We start from the raw sequence: 18528 nt of genomic DNA, 5'->3' as shown, positions 1-18528 counted from the left end.
TGATTATCGTTCACTCGCTGCTTCTTCCTGTTCTGCAATGGGACGGAAGAGAGGGCCCCGCAGTGCTGCGGGGCCCTTCCGTCATGGTGTGGTCATCAGGCGTTCACGAGAGCGCGTTCCTCCGGGGCGTCCTCGTGCGCGTCGCCGAGGCCGTGGCCCTCGGTGTCCAGATTGGGCAGGATCTTGTCGAGCCATCCCGGGAGCCACCAGGCACCGTGTCCGGCCAGCGAGAGCAGGGCCGGCATGATGATCATTCGCACCAGGAAGGCGTCGGCCAGGACTCCGACCAGGAGTCCGAACGCGGTCTCGGCTGCGAACGTCATCGTGCTGGAGGCGAAGCCGCCGAACACGAAGCCCATGATCAGCGCGGCAGCAATGAGCACGGGCCCGGACTTTCGGAAACCGGTCATGATCGCGTCCTTCGGGGACCGGCCGCCGACGTATTCCTCGCGGATACGTGAGACGAGGAACACCTGGTAGTCCATGGCCAGGCCAAACAGCACCCCGACAAGGATGATCGGCAGCAGGCTCATCATCGGGTCGCCCTGAGGTGCCTGAATGATGCCCTTGAGCCAGCCCCACTGGAACACGGCGGTGAGAGCTCCGAATGCGGCTCCGAGCGAGAGCAGGTACCCCGCGGTGGCGAACAGGGGCACGAGCAGCGACCGGAACATCACCATCATCAGCAGGAAGGAGAGGACAACGATCACGGCGACGTATTTGATCAGGGCCTGGGTCATAAGGGCCGTGGCGTCGAGACCGATCGCGGTCTCACCGGTAACTTCCAGGTGCACTCCGCTGATGCTGGAGGCGTCGTCGCGGATGTTTTGGACGAGTTCTTTCGTGCCCTCGTCGATGGGGCCTCCGGCGGGAATGACCGTGATGAGGGCCGCGTCGCCAGCCCGGTCCACGGCGCCGGGAATGACGGCGGCGACGTGGTCGAGTCCCGTGAGTTCGGTCTCGATGGTCTTGATCCGGCCGGAAATGTTGTCGCCTTCTGCCAGGACCATCAGGGGCGACTGCACCCCGCCGAACTTGTCCACGATGAGGTTGTAGGCGTGCCGCTGGGTGGAGTCGGGGCTGCTTCCGCCGGGGATGTTCGCGGCCGTCTTCATGCTCATGAACGGAACGGCCAAGATGGCGAGGACCGCCACTGCTCCGAGCAGCATCGGCAGAGGACGGCGAGTGACCGCCTTGCTCCAGCCGCCAACGAAGGAGCGGCGCGTCAGCTCTGTTTCCTGGATCTGGCCGTCCAGCAGCTTCCTGCGGTCCTTGCGCGAGAGCGCCTTCAACCCCAGGGACTTCATGAGAACGGGCAGCAGCGTCAGTGACATCAAGACGGCCACGATGACGGCGAAGGCCCCGGCCAGGCCCATGTCGCGGATGGCGGGGATGTTGGTGATCCAGAGACCGACGAGCGCGATGATCACGGTCAGGCCCGCGAAGATGACGGCCGTTCCGGCAGTCCCGGTGGCGCGGGACACGGCGTCGTCGACTGTCCGCCCGGCGCGTAGTTCTGCGCGGAACCGGGTGAGGATGAAGAGGGAGTAGTCGATTCCGACTGCCAGCCCCAGCATGCTCGGCAGGGTGATCGTGGTGGAGTCGATGGGATGGACCGCGGACCAGGCGACGACGCCGATCGTGCCGATGGCGACGCCGGAGATGGCGACGAGCATATTTGCGCCGGCCGCGACCAGCGACCCGAACGTGATGAGCAGCACCAGGAACGCGATGAGGATACCAGCGGCCTCACCAGGGCCGAACGCTGCGTAGCTGTCCTTCGCGATGGCTCCGCCGACCTGGGTGGTGAACTGGGAGCCCTGGTCCTGGGCGAAGCCGACGACCTTTTCGTAGGTTTCCGCGGCATTGTCATCGGTGATACCGGTGAACTCCAGGGTGGACACGACTGTGGTGCCGTCCTTGGAAATGAAGGGGCGTTGAACGTTGTACGGGTCGCTGACCGATTTCACGTGCGGCAGCGCTTCGGCCTGGGTCAGGGTCGAGTCGATGGCCGCCTTCGTGTCAGCGTCGGTGACCTTCGCGCTGCCGTGTGTCTCGATAACGAGCTGCAGCGTCTTCTTGTCCGGGTTGCTGTTCATGTCGGGGAACTTCTGCTGCACTGTCGCGAGGGCATTCGCTGCGCTCGTCGCGGGCATGCCGCCCGTCGAGCCGCTCATGTCGGACGATGTGGCGGTGATGCCGGTGAACACCGCGAAGATCAACACCCACGCGGCGATGATGATGGACCGGTGCCGGGCGCTGAAGCGCCCGATCGCGGCAAGGACATTAGGCATGATGCACTCCAAGGTATTTAGGGGGTGCCGCTGCACCGTTGGGGCGGCTGGCTACTCTCTAATGCTCCCCAAATGCCGTCTCGCAGGAATCGTTCGATCCGATCGATCGATGTACTGCGTTTGGAGTAGTCCTGGCGCAAGGCCATACTGCGATCGGCCTGCGAGGGCCTGAGCGGCGCAGGGCGCCGGATGCTGCGGCTGACCGGCCGTACCCCGGCTTACTCGGGCACAGCATCCTCCCTCGTCAGAGGGGTTTTGCTTTTAACGTGTGTACATTGCCCCGGCTGGGCCCTCTCTGACGCTTGTTGCGGCTGGTGCCTGGCCGCCGCGGTGGCCGATGAAGTTGTGTGGGTGGCGGGCGTCGTTGGCCTTGTACCTATACATCCAGCGGGGTTGTCCTTGTCCTCGATTGGCTCTTCCTTTGAGTCAGGGGACCGTCTGGTTCCCGGCCGTCGAGGGCGTGCTCGCAGCGGACTCGGGCCGGGCGGCGGCTGCGAGGCATGAACTGGTCAAATGGACTCTGGTTGCGCTCAGGAAGCCGGGCTAATATCCGGCTATCACTCCGTTTTGAAAAGGAGAATCCACTTGTCAGAAGAACCAGTAGGGAACGTCGTGCCGGTGTTGCACGGCCTGCCGCCCGCGGAGGGCCGCGGTGGCAGGGGCGTCCGGAACACGGTGCTGCCCCTTGCCGGTGCTGTCGGCCATGGCGACGTCGGCCGCCTGTATGGCCGCGACGGAGGTCCTGTAGCGCGACCAATGCCTTGGGCTGCGGGCTGATGTCTACAGACCAGGTGCCCACAACCCGGCGTCCTCCCGGCCAGGGACAAGGTAAGTCCAGGCACTCCGTCGAGGCCAGGACACTGATCAACGCCCGGAGCTCCACCGTCTGGGACATTATCACCGATGCGCGGAACTACACCGTCTGGGAATCCGGCATCACCCATATCAGGGGCGAGTTGCGCAACGGTGGCACCATCAGAATCCGCACCCACACCGGAGGGAACCGCACCATCCGGCTGCACGTCCAGCAGATGCCCGGCGAAGTGATGACCTGGACCCAGGGCATGCCCCTGGGCCTGCTCACCGGCGTGCGCACCTTCACACTTGAACCCGTGGGCGGCGGCACGACACACCTGAGCGTAAAAGAAGAGTTCACGGGCCCGCTTTGCGGTCTCCTGCTCTGGGAGTTCGTGTCCGACACGCAGCAGGCTTTCATCGATTACGTTAACGCCGTCAGGAAACGCGCCGAAATTCTCAGCCGACACCTTCGACCCACGGGCTCATAAGCTGAATCGACACTGCGCGAGCGTCCATGAGAGCCATGCGCCGTCTGGTCGTCCTCTCGGCCATGCTCTGCGACGGCTCCACTGGTGGCGGCCTGACGTTGCGCCACACAAGCCCCGGACCATGTGGGTTCGGGGCTTGTGCAAGTGGTCGGAAGTGGACTTCGGAGTGCTACCGGCGCTGGGCGGCGGCTTCCTTGATGATTGAGGCCACGGCTTGAGGCTGGGAGACGTAGACGGAGTGGCTTGCCGCCACCTCGGTGACCGCTGAACCGGCCCGTGCCGACATTGCCTGCTGCGCGGCAGGCGGGATCATCCGGTCTTCCGTGGTGAGCAGGTACCAGCTGGGCCGGTCCCGCCAGGCGGGCTTGGTGACTGTTCCCTGGAGGGCGTCGACGCCCCAGGGGACCTGCGAGTCTGCCATGAAGGCCGCCTGCCCTGGCGGTACATCTCCGGCGAATGAGGCGGCGAACTTTTCGCGGTCCAGGAAGAGGAACCCGTCCTGGGGCGGAAGGATCGGGGGCACCGGCGCGCCGGGCGGCGGATCGGCGATCAGGGTGTTCACCGATTCGTCCGTGTCGGGGACGAACCCGGCGATGTAGACGAGGGCTGAGACGTTCTCCTCGGTCCCGGCCTCGGTGACGACGACGCCTCCGTAGGAGTGGCCGACGAGCACGACGGGGCCCTCGAAAGCATTAATCGCCATCTTCGTGGCGGCGACGTCGCCGGCAAGGGAGACGGTCGGGTTTTGGACGATCTTGACGCTGTAACCGTCGGCGGTCAGCAGGTCGTAGACGCCCTGCCAGCCTGATCCGTCGACGAAGCCGCCGTGGACGAGCACGACGTTCTTTACTGATTCTTCGGGCATGGAATTCTCCTGTTTCGAAAGGCAGTAACAGCCGGATGCTAGCCCGGCTGCCGTCACGCTACTAGGGTCCGTTGACCGGGAATTGCCCAGACGCCACGCCAGACCGCCTTTGGTCGCCTGTTCCACGGCTCAGGACGAAGCCCCCAGCCAAGGGCGTCAGCTTTTCGTCCCTGGCTGCCTCGGATCGTGGCTCCGGTGATGTCAGTTTGCCGCGGTCTGGGCGGCAAACTCGCCGTTGAGTCTGTTCTTGGCTCCGTGTTCCACGAGGGTCGGGATGTAGGTTCGGATCCTGCTGCCATCCAGAGATTCATATTCTTCCCCGACGACCTGGGCAACCATGGGGCGGGGTGCGTCGGGGAAGCGTGCGGCGAGCCGGTCCGTGACTTTGGCGATGGTGTCGTTCTTTTCCGTGTCGTCCATTCACACAGTCTGAGGGCAGGCACCCGCGGCGTCCATCAGTTTACTTGCGGGTTGCCGCGGCAGGGCCGGCCCAAGGTCGCGGGTCCGCGCACGCGGCTGATCCCCAAGGGCCACCTCGACGGCGGGACACCGTATTCGAGCTGCCGCTGACTATTGACGGCGTAGGGTGGTTAACTTCGAGCCGCGGCGGCTGCCGGTCCCGTATCGCCTGGGGCCGACCGCGTCATCTGGGACGGACGGGGAAAGACCCCGCGTTCGAGGTGGAAACTGATCAGTTCGGCCCGGAATTTGACGGCGTCGACGTACCCGGTCAGGGCCGGGTAGGTGCCCGGCGCCGTTTTCCGGACCAGACCCCGCAGCGGACCTGCGGCCGAGTCCTTGACCCTTAGATGGGTCATGCCTGTGTAATCCGTCAGCGAGAAAGTCCGCTCGACCTGAAGCAGCCCAAGCGGCAGCCCGCCGGTCCATGTCATGCGCGCTCCAGGGGTCTGATCGACCCGGAGCCGGAAGGTCCGCTTGCCGCCGTCGCGGGTCCGGACCCGGATCCGCTCGCCGTGGCCCACCTCGCCGCTGACTTCTGTGATCCCGGAATCCCAGACCGGGAAATTGCCCCCGTCGGTGATGACGTCCCACACCGTGCCAGTCCCGGCAAGGATAAGGGCCTCCGCCTCGAACGATTCCATGCCTGCAAGTTTATCCGTCGGCCTGAGCCGCATCATCAAGGATTCGCACCCATGTCATGTGAGCTGCGCGACGGTCCGCGAAGCAGGGTGCTCATGTAAGTCCGCCGGAGCCAGACCCAACTGAGGGTCATTTTGACGCCCATCCAGCCACTCAAAGTCCACTAGTGCTTGGACGATGTGAACGTCAGGTGAATAGTTGCTCCGGAGCGACCGGAGCGATGTTCCGGTTGATAACATCGGGCTAAATGGGCACACCTGGCGCGGCGTATCGCGTCGTTGAAGTTCGATGGTGACCAAGATCGTGGGTCACCATCGGGGCCTGTCTTGAGAAGTTCGGCTGTCAGCGCTTCCTGAGAGGACGTCATGACCGACGACACGATTCCGCCCGCTGCACCTCGAGATGTGACCGCTGAACATGCCCGGCTGGCCGAGGCCACGGGCGCGGCGGAGGACGTCCTGTTCGAGGCGAATCCTTGGTACGAGTGGGGGCCGTACCTGTCGGAGCGGGCCTGGGGCACGGTTAGGGAAGACTACAGCGACAACGGCGACGCGTGGGAGTATTTTCCGCATGATCAAGCCCGGTCCCGTGCGTTCCGGTGGAACGAAGACGGCATGGCGGGGCTGTCCGATATTCACCACGACCTGTGCTTGGGTTTGGCGCTGTGGAACGGAGCCGATCCAATCCTTAAGGAGCGGATGTTCGGGCTGACTGGGCCGCAGGGCAACCATGGGGAAGACGTCAAGGAATACTGGTGGTACCCGGATGCGCTGCCCAGCCATGCATGGCTGCGGTGGCGGTATCACTACCCGCAGGCAGCATTTCCCTATCAGCGGCTGATCGACGAGAACGCCCGTCGGTCCCGGGACGAACCCGAATTCGAGTTGATGGATACCGGCGTCTTCGACGGCGGCCGGTACTGGTCCGTGGATGTCGCGTACGCGAAGGCCTCACCGACCGAGGTACTTGCCCGGATCACCATCGAGAACCATTCCTCCGAGGAAGCGGTACTTTCGGTGCTGCCCACCCTGTGGTTCCGCAACACGTGGCGGGTCAACGGCGGTGAGGCGCCGTCGTTGTTCCTGGACGGCGACGGGGTCGCCGTCGAGCACCCACGGCTGTCCGGCTACAGGCTCGACGCCGTTCCCACCAAGGAGGGAGTGCGGCCGCAGGCGTTGTTCTGCGACAACGAGACGAACACGGCCCGACTGTTCGGGGCGGCACCGGTCACCGCTTATCCCAAGGACGGCATCAACGATCACGTGGTCTCCGGCGCGGACACCGTGAATCCGCAACATCAGGGGACCAAGGCAGCCTGGTGGTATCAGGTGACCGTGCCGGGCGGTGGCCGGACCGAGCTGCGGCTGCGGCTGCACCGGCCGATCCCGGACCAAACCCCAGCCCCGGCCCAGTGGTTCGACTCTTATTTCGATGACGTCATGTCAGACCGGGAACGGGAAGCGGACGAGTTCTACGCGGCGATTGCCCCCTCTGAGATCGGCCCCGAGCCGATGCGGGTGATGCGGCAGTCCTGCGCGGGGCTTATCTGGAGCAAGCAGATGTACCCGTATCGGGTGAACCGGTGGTTGGACGGTGACCCCGGCCAACCGGCGCCGCCGGCCGGGCATCGAAACGGCCGGAACACGGGGTGGCGGCACCTGGACTCCTTCGACGTGCTGGCCATGCCCGACCCGTGGGAGTACCCGTGGTTCGCGGCCTGGGATCTGGCGTTTCACGCCGTCACCTGGGCCCACCTGGATCCCGCGTTCGCCAAATACCAACTGTTGGTGCTCCTTCGGGAGTGGTTCCAGCATCCGAACGGTGCGCTGCCGTCGTATGAGTGGAGCTTCGACGATGTCAATCCACCCGTCCATGCGCTGGCCGCCATCCGGGTCTTCGTCATCGACGGTGGCACCGACCTGCACTTCCTGAAACGGGTGTTCAACAAGCTGCTGCTGAATTTCACCTGGTGGCTCAACCGGCAGGACCCCGACGGGAACAACCTCTTCGGCGGCGGCTTTTTGGGTTTGGACAACATCAGCCCGATCGACCGCTCACACCTGCCGCCCGGCTTTAAGCTGGACCAGGCCGACGGCACCGCGTGGATGGCGTACTACTCCGTGGCCATGCTCACCCTGGCCACCAAACTCGCCGAATATGACGATGTCTATGAGGACATGGTCGTGAAATTCCTGGAACAGACCGTGCTGATCATGGACGCGCTGGAGGATTCAGGCTGCTATGACACCGAGGACGGCTTCTTCTATGACCGGCTCACCGACCCCTATGGAATCAGCGTTCCGATCAAGGTGCAGACCCTCGTCGGGTTGATCCCTGCGCTGCCCGCGGTGGTGCTCCCTACCCAGGACACGGACCGGAACCGCCGGCTGCGGAAGCGGTTCGCCAGCCGGTTGGAACAGACGGACCGGCACCAGATTCTCGAGTGGCAGGTGCGCGGCACCGGGGACTCCCGGCGGACGCTGCTGTCAGTCCTCCCGATGGACAAGCTCGTCCGGCTGTTCGGTACCCTGTTCGACGAGGAGGCATTCTTGTCTCCCCACGGGCTGCGATCGATCTCCAAGCGGCACAACACGCCCTACACGGTTCCGGGGCTCCCCACCGCGACCATCCAGTACGAACCTGCCGAGTCGCGGACCGCGATGTACGGCGGCAATTCCAACTGGCGGGGACCGGTGTGGCTGCCGGTCAACTACCTCACCATCCGGGCACTCCTGCAGTACGACCAGTTCTTCGGCCCCGACTTCACCGTCGAATATCCCACCCGCTCCGGCCACCACCTGACCCTGCGAGAGATAGCCGGTGACCTGACCGATCGGCTGGTGAGCATCTGGCTCCCGGGCCCGGACGGACGCAGACCGGTCTATGGGGGTGTCGACCTGTTGCAGAACGATCCCGCGTGGAAGGACAACCTGCTCTTCTACGAGTACTTCCACGGCGACAACGGGGCCGGACTCGGTGCCATGCACCAGACCGGATGGACGGCTCTGGTCGCGGACCTCCTCCTCGACCCACCCCGCCAGAGCTACCGGATGGCATTCACGGACGATCCAGACAGCCCGGACAATCAGGACAACTCGGGACCGACCGCCACGACCGGACCACCGGAAACGGAGCCGTGAACCGATGTCAAACAATCCTGAGGGACAAGGCCGTTTCCGGAGAGCCATGAGGGGCGACGGCACGATGATGGACGAGATGGTAGTGGCGGTCCGACCACCGGGGCTGTCGCCACCAGTGGCCCACCCGTTTATCTACGAGATCAACACATGGGCCTGGCTCGAATCAATCAGCGTCGAAGAAAACGCGCAAATCGATCTGGGCTCCGTCCCGAAACGGCACTGGGACGAGATTGCAGGTCTGGGGTTCGATTCGGTGTGGTTGATGGGGGTCTGGCGTCGCAGCCCCGCCGGAATCAGGATCGCATTGGAAAACCCGGCCCTGCGGTCCGATTTCCAGGCAGCTCTTCCCGATTGGCGTGCCGAGGATGTCGTCGGGTCGCCGTACTGCGTCAGGGACTATGTGGTCGATGACCGCCTGGGTGGCCCGGCCGGGCTTTCCGCCGCCCGGGAAGAGCTGGCGGAGCGAGGTGTCCGGTTGATCCTGGACTTCGTGCCCAACCATGTCGCCCCGGATCATCCGTGGACCACGGGGACACCCGAGCTCTTCGTACAGGGGACCGCCGCGGATCGGGACCTCGATCCGGCGTCCTTCGTCGAGGTGGGCGGCCGGGTGCTCGCCAACGGGCGGGACCCCTACTTCCCGGCGTGGCCCGACGTCGTGCAGCTCAACGCCTTCGACCCCGCCCTGCGAGCGGCGGCGGTGGAGACGGTGAAATCGATCGCCGATCAGTGCGACGGGGTGCGTTGCGACATGGCGATGTTGGTCATGAACGACATTTTCGCCCGCACTTGGGGATCTCGGGTCGGTCCTGCACCGAGCTCGGAGTACTGGCCTACAGTGATCAGCGCCGTTCGTGAAAGCCACCCCGGTTTCGCCTTCATCGCGGAAGCCTATTGGGATCTTGAGTGGTCTCTCATGCAGCAGGGCTTCGACTACTGCTACGACAAGCGTTTGTATGACCGCCTTCTCGCCGGCAGTGCCGACGAGGTGAGGCTCCACCTGCTGGCCGAGCCCGCTTATCAGAACGCCCTCGTCCGGTTCGTGGAGAATCACGACGAGCCCCGGGCCGCGTCGGCGTTCACGGCCGGCCGCCAAGAGGCTGCGGCGGTGACGGCACTGACCCAGACCGGGGCACGGCTCATTCACCACGGCCAGCTGCTCGGGTGGCGGGTACGCCTTCCGGTGTTCCTCGGTCGCTTCCCCACCGAGCCGGTCGATGACCAGCTGGCCGCCTTTTACCGCCGGCTCTTGGCAGCTGTCGCTGACCCGACGTTTCGTGACGGTCACTGGCAATTGTGTGAACGGTCGGGGTGGCCGGGGGACAACAGCTTCGAAAATCTCGTCGCTTGGAGCTGGGACGGTGCCACTCGGTGGCTGATCGTGGTCAATCTGAGCGATGCGCCCGCAACAGGTCATGTGAGGGCACCGTGGCCGGATCTGCGCGGTCACCGGTGGCAGCTGACGGACCCGACCCGGGAAATAAGTTTCGATCGCGCCGGTAACGATCTCAGCGACGGGCTGTTCGTCCGACTCGAGGCCTGGCAATGGCATCTGCTCCGCCTCGACCGATCGCCAGAACGCGGCAACAACGACTGAAGGGCCCCTAGGCGCCTGCCGTTGTGCCGTCCGGTAAGACGGTCGCCACCCTCCCACTCCAGCGCTCCGACGGTCGGCCGTGGGAGGCATCGCGGACACCTCGAAAGGAGTTTGGAATGGCCGGAAACATCGTCACGGGACGGACGAAGCAGGAACTGCGCAGGGTCCTCGTGCCGCTCGCCTTGGCGCAGTTCATCTGCAGCTTCGCGGGCTCGAACATGAACGTCATGATCAACGACATGAGCAAGGATCTGAACACAACCGTCGAAGGAATCCAGGCAGCCATCACGATCTTCTTGCTGGTCATGGCCGCGCTGATGATTCCGGGCGGCAAGCTGACGGATATCTGGGGTCGCAAGAGACTATTCATCATCGGCCTCTCGCTGTACGGGGTCGGTGCGGTGATGAGTGCGGCGGCGCCGAACCTGTTCGTGCTGATAGTCGGCAACTCGATCCTTGAAGGTATCGGTACGGCCCTTCTGATCCCACCGGTCTATATTCTGACGACCATGCTGTTCGCGGACGTGACCTCCCGTGCCTGGGCCTTCGGAGTGATCAGCGGCATGGGAGGAATCGGGGCGGCCGCGGGGCCGCTGATTGGCGGGCTCATCACCACCGCGATCAGCTGGCGGGCGGCCTTCATCTTCCAGGCACTGATCATCGTGATCATCATCTTGCTGAGCCGCCGCGCAGTGCAGGACCCGTTGCCTGCGGATCCGAGTCAGCCGTTCGACTCCATGGGGGCTGTCCTCTCTGCCGCTGGTCTGGTGGTCTTCGTCACCGGCATCATGCTGGCGGACAACGACCTGTTGCTGATGGTGGTCTTCATGGTGGCCGGAGCGCTGCTTCTGCTCTGGTTCTTCGCCCACGTGCGCGCCAAGGAGCGTAAAGGCGAGCAGCCGCTGCTGTCCACCGGGCTTTTCCGGAATCGGACATCGAATCTCGGCCTCATCACGCAGAACGTGCAATGGCTGATCCTGCTGGGGACCTCTTTCACCGTGTCGGCTTACCTCCAAGTCGTGCGCGGGTACAACGCGATCGAGACCGGTGTGATCTTTACGGCGGCCACCGCCGGGATCCTCGTCTCATCGATCGCGGCAGAGCGGCTCGCGAAAAGGCACACCCAACGCACTCTGGTCATCGTCGGCTTCAGCGTCACGCTGTGCGGGATCGCCTTGCTCATCGCCATGGTGCAAGGGAATCCGACCGCATGGGCCTTCGCCCCCGGGCTCTTGCTGATCGGGCTGGGAGTGGGTGCGATGCTGACCCCATCCGTCAACCTGGTCCAGTCGAGCTTCCCAGACGAGCTGCAGGGTGAGATCTCCGGTCTGTCGCGCAGCGTGTCGAACCTGGGCTCATCGATCGGCACCGCCGTGGCGGGGACGATCCTCCTGACCTGGTCCTACGGTGCCGCGATGATCACCCTCGCCGTGTTGGGACTCGTCGGTCTCGTGGCAGCGTTCATGCTCCCCGTCAACCTGGTCCCTGCGAAGTCCGACGCCCCGCCCGACTGACCCTCGAATCAGGGGGCAGCTATTTCATGGCGGGGCCGCCTGGGATCTCGGGCATTGCCATCACGGATCCCGGGCCACCCGCCTAGGGTGTTCGACGGGCGGCCTCCCGGGAAGGCCGCCGGGGTAGTAGCCATCTCAGCGGATCTCGGCCCGGAGTTGCGGACGGTCCTGAAATCGGTAAGTGCCGTTGCCAGGGCGCCAAGGGCTTTGGCTCGGGAGGCATCATCGATCGGTACCGCGCCATCGTGGGTGCAGTTCTCCAGCGCGGCAGCGGCTCGGGCGGTCATCTCAGAGGATCGGAGGTAGCCGTAGCCTGGCCCATGTGTCCGGTCCGCCGAGGTAGCGATAAGGACGGCGGCCTGGGTTCTGCCGACCATCCCGAGCTTGGCCAGGGCGCTGGCGACAAGGTTCTTGACGGACTTCTCGGTGATTTTCAGGTCCTGAGCGATCTGTCGGTTGCTCATCCCTTTACCGAGGCCTATGACAGCATTTGTTTCCTGCCTGGTCAGGCTATGGAGCTTGCTCTCCGGCGGCAGATTCCGAGGGGAGGTCCCGCTCTGTTGGAGAAGGTGCCGGAACCTGTTACTAAAGGCCAAGCCCCCGGCCAGTGCCCGGCGGATCAACCTCAGCTGTTCGCGATTGTCATCCTGCTTGGACAGGCATCCCCAGGCATCGGAGAGCACCGCCGCCGTCAATGCGTCCTCGTCCGCCGTGTCGACCAGGATGAGGCAGCGGATCGACGGGTCGGCGGCCCGGAGAGCCCTGCACACGTCGGCGCCGGTGCCATCCGGGAGGTGATCATCAAGGATGGCGAGTTGCGGGCGCAGGGCCGGAATCCTCCGCACCGCCTGCCGCGCGGATGCGCTTTCGCCCAGCACGGGAATTCCGGCGTGTGCAAGAAGGCGGCGCAGACCCAAGCGGACGACTTCGTGGTCGTCCAGCAGGAAGACGCCGTGCCCGGAGGTCAAATGGTTGAAAAGTGTGCCTGGGTCGGCCATGACATGCCCTTCCAGTCCTGGGCTCACTTGACCCGGAGGCGCTTGGTTCGCCCCGATGCACGCGGCCTGAGTGGATGGGGAGGATTTGCACCTGGTCAGTGCACATGAACAGGCGGCGCGGGGAGGCCCCGGGCAGCCTGACCCCGAGGATGAGTGCATCCGGGGTGATGTCATCGATGGTTCCGGCGCTCGCAGGGTGTCCTTAATCGGCTGCGGTCACCGCCTGGCCGGTCCGCAGGTGGGTCCAGCCTGATGCCCGATCCATGACGGGATGCCGGTGTCGTCTGTGAACTCTTTCACGCGGCCAGCCTACGCCCGGGGCGTGAACGCTGCGTGAACAGGAGAGGGCAGCCGGTTGGTGGGCCGTCGGTGACAGCCTGCCTGTTTCTCCCGCTGAGCAGTGTCGAGCTGGTCGGGGGGGGGAAGGGGCCGCGAGATGACCGGGGACGAATAAGCTGTCCCGTAGTCATCCAGGTCGACGCCGATTCCGGCGTCGATCAGGTACCTCAGCTGCGCTGCTGCTGACTGAAGATCGGCGACGGCGGCGGTCTCGGTTATCTCGGGCACCTTGCGGCGTCCATCGGGTTTGACGGCGGCGGGGGCCTGTTTCGCTGGCGCTGGCCGCCGTAGGCTAGGGGAATCCATCACATCGAGGAGGCCCTCATGCGCACGTCAAAACCCACGGCCCAGGCGGATCAGGTCCGCCATCTTTCAGAGAATCTCGTGTCTCAGCTCACGCAAGGACGGGAGTGGGCCACTCCCGAGGTCGAGGCGGCATTGAAAAGAGTGGTGGCGGGGCTCGATGCCGGGATTGAGTCTGCCTCCCCGATGATCCAGACCGGTCTTCGGCGGCTCGCTGAAGAGCTCGCCGGCGGAGTGGAAACTTTGGCTCCCCGTGTTCAGGAGGGCTTGAAACGCGTTGCACCGAAAGTTGTTCCGCCAGCTAAGGCACCCGCCAGGGTTGCGTCGTGGCAGACGGCATCCGGGAAAGCATGGATGATTGCCGGGGTGGCAGCTGTCGCAGTGACTGCAGGAGTCGCGGCGTGGCTTTATTTTCACCGGCCGGACGACGAGCCCGTGCCGTCCGACGTGAGGCGCACCGGCGGCGCGGACCCCGACGCGTACGCCGCCTCCACAGAGGCCCAGCCCTGAGGCAATCAGAGGGCATGGGGACGCCAGACCCGAGTGGCGGCCAGGCTGCCGAGTCTCCGCGACGTTAGCGAACGTCGCCCGGCGATCACTTCACGCGAGGGGCTTGGCGCAGAGTTCGCGTCCGGCCCCGCTTCGATGGGCGGGAGTTTCGCGTCAGTACACGTGGGCGTCGAACGGACTCATGGGCGGATGGCCGGCTCGGCTCGAGGCGGTTGCGGTACCAGGATTTGTTGGATGGCCGGGGCCAGGACAGCGACGAGTTCTTCGGTTCCTGCCGTGAGGAGTGTGGGTACGCCGATGATCTGCCGGCCCGTGACGACACCGACGAGCATGGATGAGGCGAGGCCCGCGCGCAGCGCGGCGTCGGTGTCCATGCGTTGGCGGGTTCCCTCGAGGAGCCGGGACTGGATGAAGCTGCGCAGCTGCTCGGCAGCGCTTTCGTTGACGATCGCACCGCGCAGCATCGCCATGAGGGGCTCCGACACTTCCTGCGCCCCCTCCCAAGCGGCCAGGTAGGCGCGGACGACCCGTTCGCCCAGGTCGTCGTCGGGCCCTTCGAACGCCGTATTGAACCGCTCAAGCGCCTCGGGCGGAATGGCCATGACGGCGGCGAAGAGCTCGTCCTTGGAGCGGTAGAACTGCATCACCTGGGATGCATCCACCGAGGCGTCCGCGGCAACGAGCCGAATCGTAGTGGCGGCAAACCCGTCGTTCGCAAAACGTGCACGAGCGGCCTCGAGTATGTCCTGGCGCGTGTTCGACGTTCCGGGCCGCCGCCCCCGGCGCACCTTGGGTGCCGTGTTGTCGTTGATCGTCATACCCCAAATCTAGTTCGATCCGACAGTTTTCTCAACAGCTGTTGATTTAACTGACTGAGACGGCGTACGCTCGCATCGAATCGAGAGTTGTCCCAGGGGCACGAGCCAAAAGGAGCCCGTTATGAGCGCAGAGCAGAAGATATTCGTCCCATCCCATCCGCTGCCGGCAGCCCGCACGGGCCTGCTGACCGGCTTCGATCCGGGCACCCGAACGCTGGAGGCGGGCTTCCAGGTAGCGCCTCAGTTCCGGCCTCTGCCGGTCGATGTTGTTTTCGAGAAGGATGTTGCCGTCGACTTGCGCGACGGTGTGACGATCCACGTCGACGTATTTCGTCCCGTCGGTGCTGAAATCGTGCCGGTCATCGTGGCGTGGAGCCCGTACGGCAAAGGCCAAGGAACCTCTGCCAGCGTGATGGGGGTCTTCGGCCTGGTAGGCCTGGACAACAGCATCGTCTCAGGTCTGGAAAAGTTCGAGGCCCCGGATCCGGCCTACTGGTGCGCGCGGGGGTACGCGGTTTGCAACCCAGATATCCGCGGCGTGGTCGACTCCGAGGGCGACAGCGTGCTCTGGGATCGCCAGGAAGGGCGCGACTGCTACGACCTGATCGAGTGGCTCGCGGAACAGTCCTGGTGCTCCGGCAAGGTGGGCATGAGCGGAACGTCCTACCTGGCCGCCTCTCAGTGGTTCACAGCGGCCGAGCAGCCACCACACTTGGCGGCGATCAACCCGTGGGAGGGCGTGAGTGATGTCTACCGTGATCTTGTGATGCGCGGCGGCATGCCCGATACCGGCTTCGCTCAGCAGCTGCAGGAAGGCAGCTTCTTCGGTAGGAACCAGAAAGAAGACATCCTCTCCGAAGCGGCGCGTTACCCGTTGATGAACGAGCTGTGGGAGAACAAGATTCCCGCCTTTGACCGCATCACCGTACCGGCGTACATCGTGGCCAGCTACTCGAACACACTCCACACGGCGGGAACGTTCCGCGCCTGGCGCCGAATCGCTTCAGAGGAAAAATGGCTGCGGATCCACAACGGACAGGAATGGCCGGACTACTACGACGAAGCCAACGTAGAGGACCTGCGCCGATTCTTCGACCGCTACTTGAAAGATGAGAACAACGGCTGGGAAACCACGCCGCGTGTGCGCTATTCAGTCCTCGACCTCGAAGGCGGCGACCAGACCGGGGTACCCGCGGACGCATTCCCGCCAAAGGACGTCGTGTCCACGAAGTTCTACCTCGACGCCCGCTCGCGCACCTTGACCACCGACGTGCCGGCCCGGGAGTCCACGGCAGGCTACGACGTTGCAGCTAACCCGAACGCGGTCTCATTCCTGACCCGGTTCGATCAGGAGACAGTGATGGTCGGCTACCCCAAGCGCACCTCTGGGTCGAAGCCGACGGCGCCGACGACATGGACCTGTTCGTTTTGGTGCAGAAGCTCGACGCCTACGGAACCCCACTGCAGGCCTTCACCGTCCCCAACCAGAGCGCAATGGCCCACGACCTCACCGACCACGGAGCGACCATCCTCAGGTACAAAGGATCCGATGGGCGGCTGCGCGTCTCGGCGCGCCACCTCGATGAAGCACTGACTACGACCGACATCCCGGCGCACAGCTTCGACCGGGTCCAGAAGCTCTCGCCCGGCGAAATCGTCGAGATCGAGATCGACCTGTTCCCAATCGGTCTCGCGTTCCACCCCGGCGAGCAACTGCGCTTCATCATCAGCTCCCGCAACCTGCTCGGCACCCTGATGCCGGCTATCCGCGAGTACGTCGGCGCCAACACCGGCAGGCACGTCATCCACACCGGCGGCGAGCACGCCTCGTACCTGCAGCTGCCCATCCAGGACCTCGAACCGCAGCTGGAGCGCTCGGAGGACGGATGGACCACGATGAACATCGACACCAACGCGCCCGTGGAATCCGCGCCAGACCACTGGGTGCGCCTCGTCGGTGAGGACACCGACGACAGCATCGACGGCTTCGAACTGTTCTCCGCCCGCAGAGCACTGGGACTGCTGAAGGGGAAGCTCGGCCGCGAATATCTTGTGGAACTCCTGCGCGACGAGATCGCGGCCGGCGACGCCTTCCTCCGGACCAACGTCGAACGTTCCGGCGGTCAGGAGACGACCGGTACCACAAGGCTCCGCGCACACGGCATCACGGCAGCGCAGTTCACCGGTTGGCTCGCACACGCCTTCGGCCGCGAGGACGTCATGCTGGCAGGACATCCAGAGCACTACTCGATTCACGCGGAGCCGGGACGCGCCGTGAACATCGTCGAAACGCTCGGGGAGTACGTCTGCTCATTCTTCATGCGCGAGTGGGATGACAGCGTCGTGGTCGAGGAGACGCTGCCGTCCGGCACCACCGCGAAGCCGGCCGGCCGCCGATCCCAGATGCTCCTCGAAGACGGAACCGTCGTCGGCTCGATCGCGAACGCGTTCAATGAGGAACCCGACGGGTTCACCGCGATACTTTCGGTCACGTTGCCCGTCACCTGCGGGCCGGATGTAATCCAGCAGCACCTGGAACACTTCGCGGTGGAGTTCCGCACGTGGATCCTCAGGGCGGCGGCCGCGCAGACCGGTCCCGAGTCAGCGGTGTCGTGAGCCTCAGGCGCGGGGTCTGCAGACCACTTAGAGCCGGGCCCATATCGTGTGAGCTGCACCATGGGGCTGCTCGGTATTGGCGGTTCCAGTCTTCACCGCCGCACCTGAATAGCCGGGATGGTTCCGCTGGGGGCGCCAAGGGTTGCCGAAAACTCCAAGGCGACTTTTGCCGCGAGGGCTCCGGCCTGCTCGAGGTGGCGGCCGAAGCGTTGTTTGGGGGCGCTGACGTTGAAGGCGGCCACGACCCGCTGCTTGAAGTCGTACACGGGTGCTGAGACGCCGACGACCCCGAGTTCAAACTCCTCGTCCACCACGGCATAGCCGCGCCGGCGGATGAGGGCGATCTCCTCGCAGAGGTCCTCGAAGGTCCTGATTTTGGAAGGAATGTGTCCTGTTGCCGCGCCCTGGCCTGCCTCCAGCGCCAACGGGGACAGTTCCTGTTGTGCGGGTCGGTGGGGCCCGGCAGCCTGGTCGGCGTGGCTGTCATACCAGTCGCGGAGAGCGATTTGGTCCCAGTCGCTCACCAGGACCCTGCCCGCCGAGGTTCCCCAGGCATCGACGCTGACACCTTCCCACCCCAGGGCCCGGTAGGTGTGGTTGGACATTTCGCTCTTGAGCGTCAGCACCGTGCCGCCGCGCAGCACGCACAGGTGCGTCGTTTCGTGCGTGGCAGCGGAGACCCGTTTGAGGTACGGCGCGGATGCGCTGACCATCCTGGCCTCGGCGGTCCTGGCGGCCAGTGCGTAGAGCCCGTAGCCGAGGGTATACAGCAGGCTTTCCGGATCCCTGTTGACCAGGCCGGCTTCGGCAAGCGTGGCCAGGGTGCGGGAGACCTGGGCCTTGTCCCGGCCGGCGATCTCGGCGACCTTGCTCACGCCAAGGCCTGAGGCGGCGACGGCTTCGGGGGAGCCCAGGATCTCCAGCAATTCGAGGTCGCGCCGAAGTCCGGAGGAGTTGCGGCGCGCGGGACGGGCGGTTGTTCCAGGGGTGCGGTTCGAAGAATCAGTCACAGGATGACCCTACCAATGCCGCGTTGACATATCAACAACTCGCATTGCGCAAAAGGGAACCGTGGCTCTACGGTTGTGGCACGGCTCACGCAGATGTGGGCCATGATCCTTGACCCGACGAAGTGAAAAGGAGGATC

13 protein-coding genes and 1 pseudogene are annotated in these 18528 nt (G+C 64.7%); 6 read left to right on the top strand and 8 right to left on the bottom strand.

Annotation, left to right across the window (positions count from 1 at the left end; all coding sequences use genetic code 11):
* Positions 1-95 precede the first annotated feature (95 nt).
* Positions 96-2294: an MMPL family transporter gene (locus AC1DEY_RS01685; RefSeq protein ID WP_476866491.1), complete on the bottom strand. Its 2199-nt coding sequence runs from the start codon at positions 2292-2294 to the stop codon at positions 96-98.
* A 776-nt stretch (positions 2295-3070) separates the two neighbouring features.
* Between AC1DEY_RS01685 and AC1DEY_RS01680 the strand changes: the two genes are divergently transcribed.
* Complete coding sequence (locus AC1DEY_RS01680; protein WP_476866490.1) at positions 3071-3580, top strand: SRPBCC family protein; 510 nt, start codon at positions 3071-3073, stop codon at positions 3578-3580.
* Between the two features lie 169 nt (positions 3581-3749).
* Here the strand turns inward: AC1DEY_RS01680 and AC1DEY_RS01675 are convergent, their stop codons facing one another.
* From AC1DEY_RS01675 to AC1DEY_RS01665, 3 genes are all read right to left on the bottom strand, one after another.
* The gene (locus AC1DEY_RS01675; protein ID WP_476866489.1) at positions 3750-4445 is read right to left on the bottom strand and encodes an alpha/beta hydrolase; all 696 of its coding nucleotides are present in this window, start codon (positions 4443-4445) and stop codon (positions 3750-3752) included.
* 201 nt (positions 4446-4646) lie between these two features.
* Positions 4647-4865, bottom strand: a complete 219-nt coding sequence (locus AC1DEY_RS01670) for a three-helix bundle dimerization domain-containing protein (RefSeq protein ID WP_441410720.1) — start codon at positions 4863-4865, stop codon at positions 4647-4649.
* A gap of 170 nt (positions 4866-5035) precedes the next feature.
* Positions 5036-5548, bottom strand: a complete 513-nt coding sequence (locus AC1DEY_RS01665; protein ID WP_476866488.1) for an SRPBCC family protein — start codon at positions 5546-5548, stop codon at positions 5036-5038.
* A gap of 402 nt (positions 5549-5950) precedes the next feature.
* On the opposite strand from AC1DEY_RS01665, the gene AC1DEY_RS01660 reads away from it, so the two are divergent.
* The 3 genes from AC1DEY_RS01660 (at position 5951) to AC1DEY_RS01650 (ending at position 11797) form a co-directional block, all read left to right on the top strand.
* Entirely contained in the window at positions 5951-8686 is a 2736-nt protein-coding gene (locus AC1DEY_RS01660; RefSeq protein WP_476866487.1) for an MGH1-like glycoside hydrolase domain-containing protein, read from the top strand.
* Between the two features lie 64 nt (positions 8687-8750).
* A complete protein-coding gene (locus tag AC1DEY_RS01655) occupies positions 8751-10283 on the top strand; it encodes a hypothetical protein (RefSeq protein ID WP_476866486.1) in 1533 nt (510 codons plus the stop codon).
* A 116-nt stretch (positions 10284-10399) separates the two neighbouring features.
* A complete protein-coding gene (locus tag AC1DEY_RS01650) occupies positions 10400-11797 on the top strand; it encodes an MFS transporter (RefSeq protein ID WP_476866485.1) in 1398 nt (465 codons plus the stop codon).
* An 8-nt stretch (positions 11798-11805) separates the two neighbouring features.
* On the opposite strand, the gene AC1DEY_RS01645 is transcribed toward AC1DEY_RS01650, so the two are convergent.
* A complete protein-coding gene (locus tag AC1DEY_RS01645; protein WP_476866484.1) occupies positions 11806-12795 on the bottom strand; it encodes a response regulator in 990 nt (329 codons plus the stop codon).
* Between the two features lie 309 nt (positions 12796-13104).
* Positions 13105-13362 carry a hypothetical protein gene (locus AC1DEY_RS01640; RefSeq protein WP_476866483.1) on the bottom strand — a complete coding sequence of 86 codons (258 nt, stop codon included), beginning with the start codon at positions 13360-13362 and terminating at the stop codon, positions 13105-13107.
* 96 nt (positions 13363-13458) lie between these two features.
* On the opposite strand from AC1DEY_RS01640, the gene AC1DEY_RS01635 reads away from it, so the two are divergent.
* Positions 13459-13947, top strand: coding sequence for a hypothetical protein (locus tag AC1DEY_RS01635; protein WP_476866482.1), 489 nt, complete (start codon positions 13459-13461; stop codon positions 13945-13947).
* Between the two features lie 179 nt (positions 13948-14126).
* Here the strand turns inward: AC1DEY_RS01635 and AC1DEY_RS01630 are convergent, their stop codons facing one another.
* Positions 14127-14765, bottom strand: a complete 639-nt coding sequence (locus AC1DEY_RS01630; RefSeq protein WP_476866481.1) for a TetR/AcrR family transcriptional regulator — start codon at positions 14763-14765, stop codon at positions 14127-14129.
* Positions 14766-14886: 121 nt separating this feature from the next.
* Between AC1DEY_RS01630 and AC1DEY_RS01625 the strand changes: the two are divergent.
* A pseudogene (locus tag AC1DEY_RS01625) lies at positions 14887-17381 on the top strand (CocE/NonD family hydrolase).
* 92 nt (positions 17382-17473) lie between these two features.
* Here AC1DEY_RS01625 and AC1DEY_RS01620 read toward each other — a convergent pair.
* On the bottom strand, positions 17474-18391 hold the full coding sequence (locus AC1DEY_RS01620) for an IclR family transcriptional regulator (RefSeq protein ID WP_476866480.1): 918 nt from the start codon (positions 18389-18391) through the stop codon (positions 17474-17476).
* Between the last annotated feature and the right edge of the window lie 137 nt (positions 18392-18528).

The sequence above is a fragment of the Arthrobacter sp. 05T47 genome, assembly GCF_056395825.1.
Note: the sequence above shows the minus strand (reverse complement) of the source record. Positions and strands in the feature narration are given on the sequence as shown.

What these genes read in the sequence shown, in the direction of transcription:
- AC1DEY_RS01685 (WP_476866491.1), bottom strand. Translation starts at nt 2,294, where the DNA reads ATGCCTAATGTCCTTGCCGCGATCGGGCGCTTCAGCGCCCGGCACCGG.
- AC1DEY_RS01680 (WP_476866490.1), top strand. Translation starts at nt 3,071, where the DNA reads ATGTCTACAGACCAGGTGCCCACAACCCGGCGTCCTCCCGGCCAGGGA.
- AC1DEY_RS01675 (WP_476866489.1), bottom strand. Translation starts at nt 4,445, where the DNA reads ATGCCCGAAGAATCAGTAAAGAACGTCGTGCTCGTCCACGGCGGCTTC.
- AC1DEY_RS01670 (WP_441410720.1), bottom strand. Translation starts at nt 4,865, where the DNA reads ATGGACGACACGGAAAAGAACGACACCATCGCCAAAGTCACGGACCGG.
- AC1DEY_RS01665 (WP_476866488.1), bottom strand. Translation starts at nt 5,548, where the DNA reads ATGGAATCGTTCGAGGCGGAGGCCCTTATCCTTGCCGGGACTGGCACG.
- AC1DEY_RS01655 (WP_476866486.1), top strand. Translation starts at nt 8,751, where the DNA reads ATGATGGACGAGATGGTAGTGGCGGTCCGACCACCGGGGCTGTCGCCA.
- AC1DEY_RS01650 (WP_476866485.1), top strand. Translation starts at nt 10,400, where the DNA reads ATGGCCGGAAACATCGTCACGGGACGGACGAAGCAGGAACTGCGCAGG.
- AC1DEY_RS01645 (WP_476866484.1), bottom strand. Translation starts at nt 12,795, where the DNA reads ATGGCCGACCCAGGCACACTTTTCAACCATTTGACCTCCGGGCACGGC.
- AC1DEY_RS01635 (WP_476866482.1), top strand. Translation starts at nt 13,459, where the DNA reads ATGCGCACGTCAAAACCCACGGCCCAGGCGGATCAGGTCCGCCATCTT.
- AC1DEY_RS01630 (WP_476866481.1), bottom strand. Translation starts at nt 14,765, where the DNA reads ATGACGATCAACGACAACACGGCACCCAAGGTGCGCCGGGGGCGGCGG.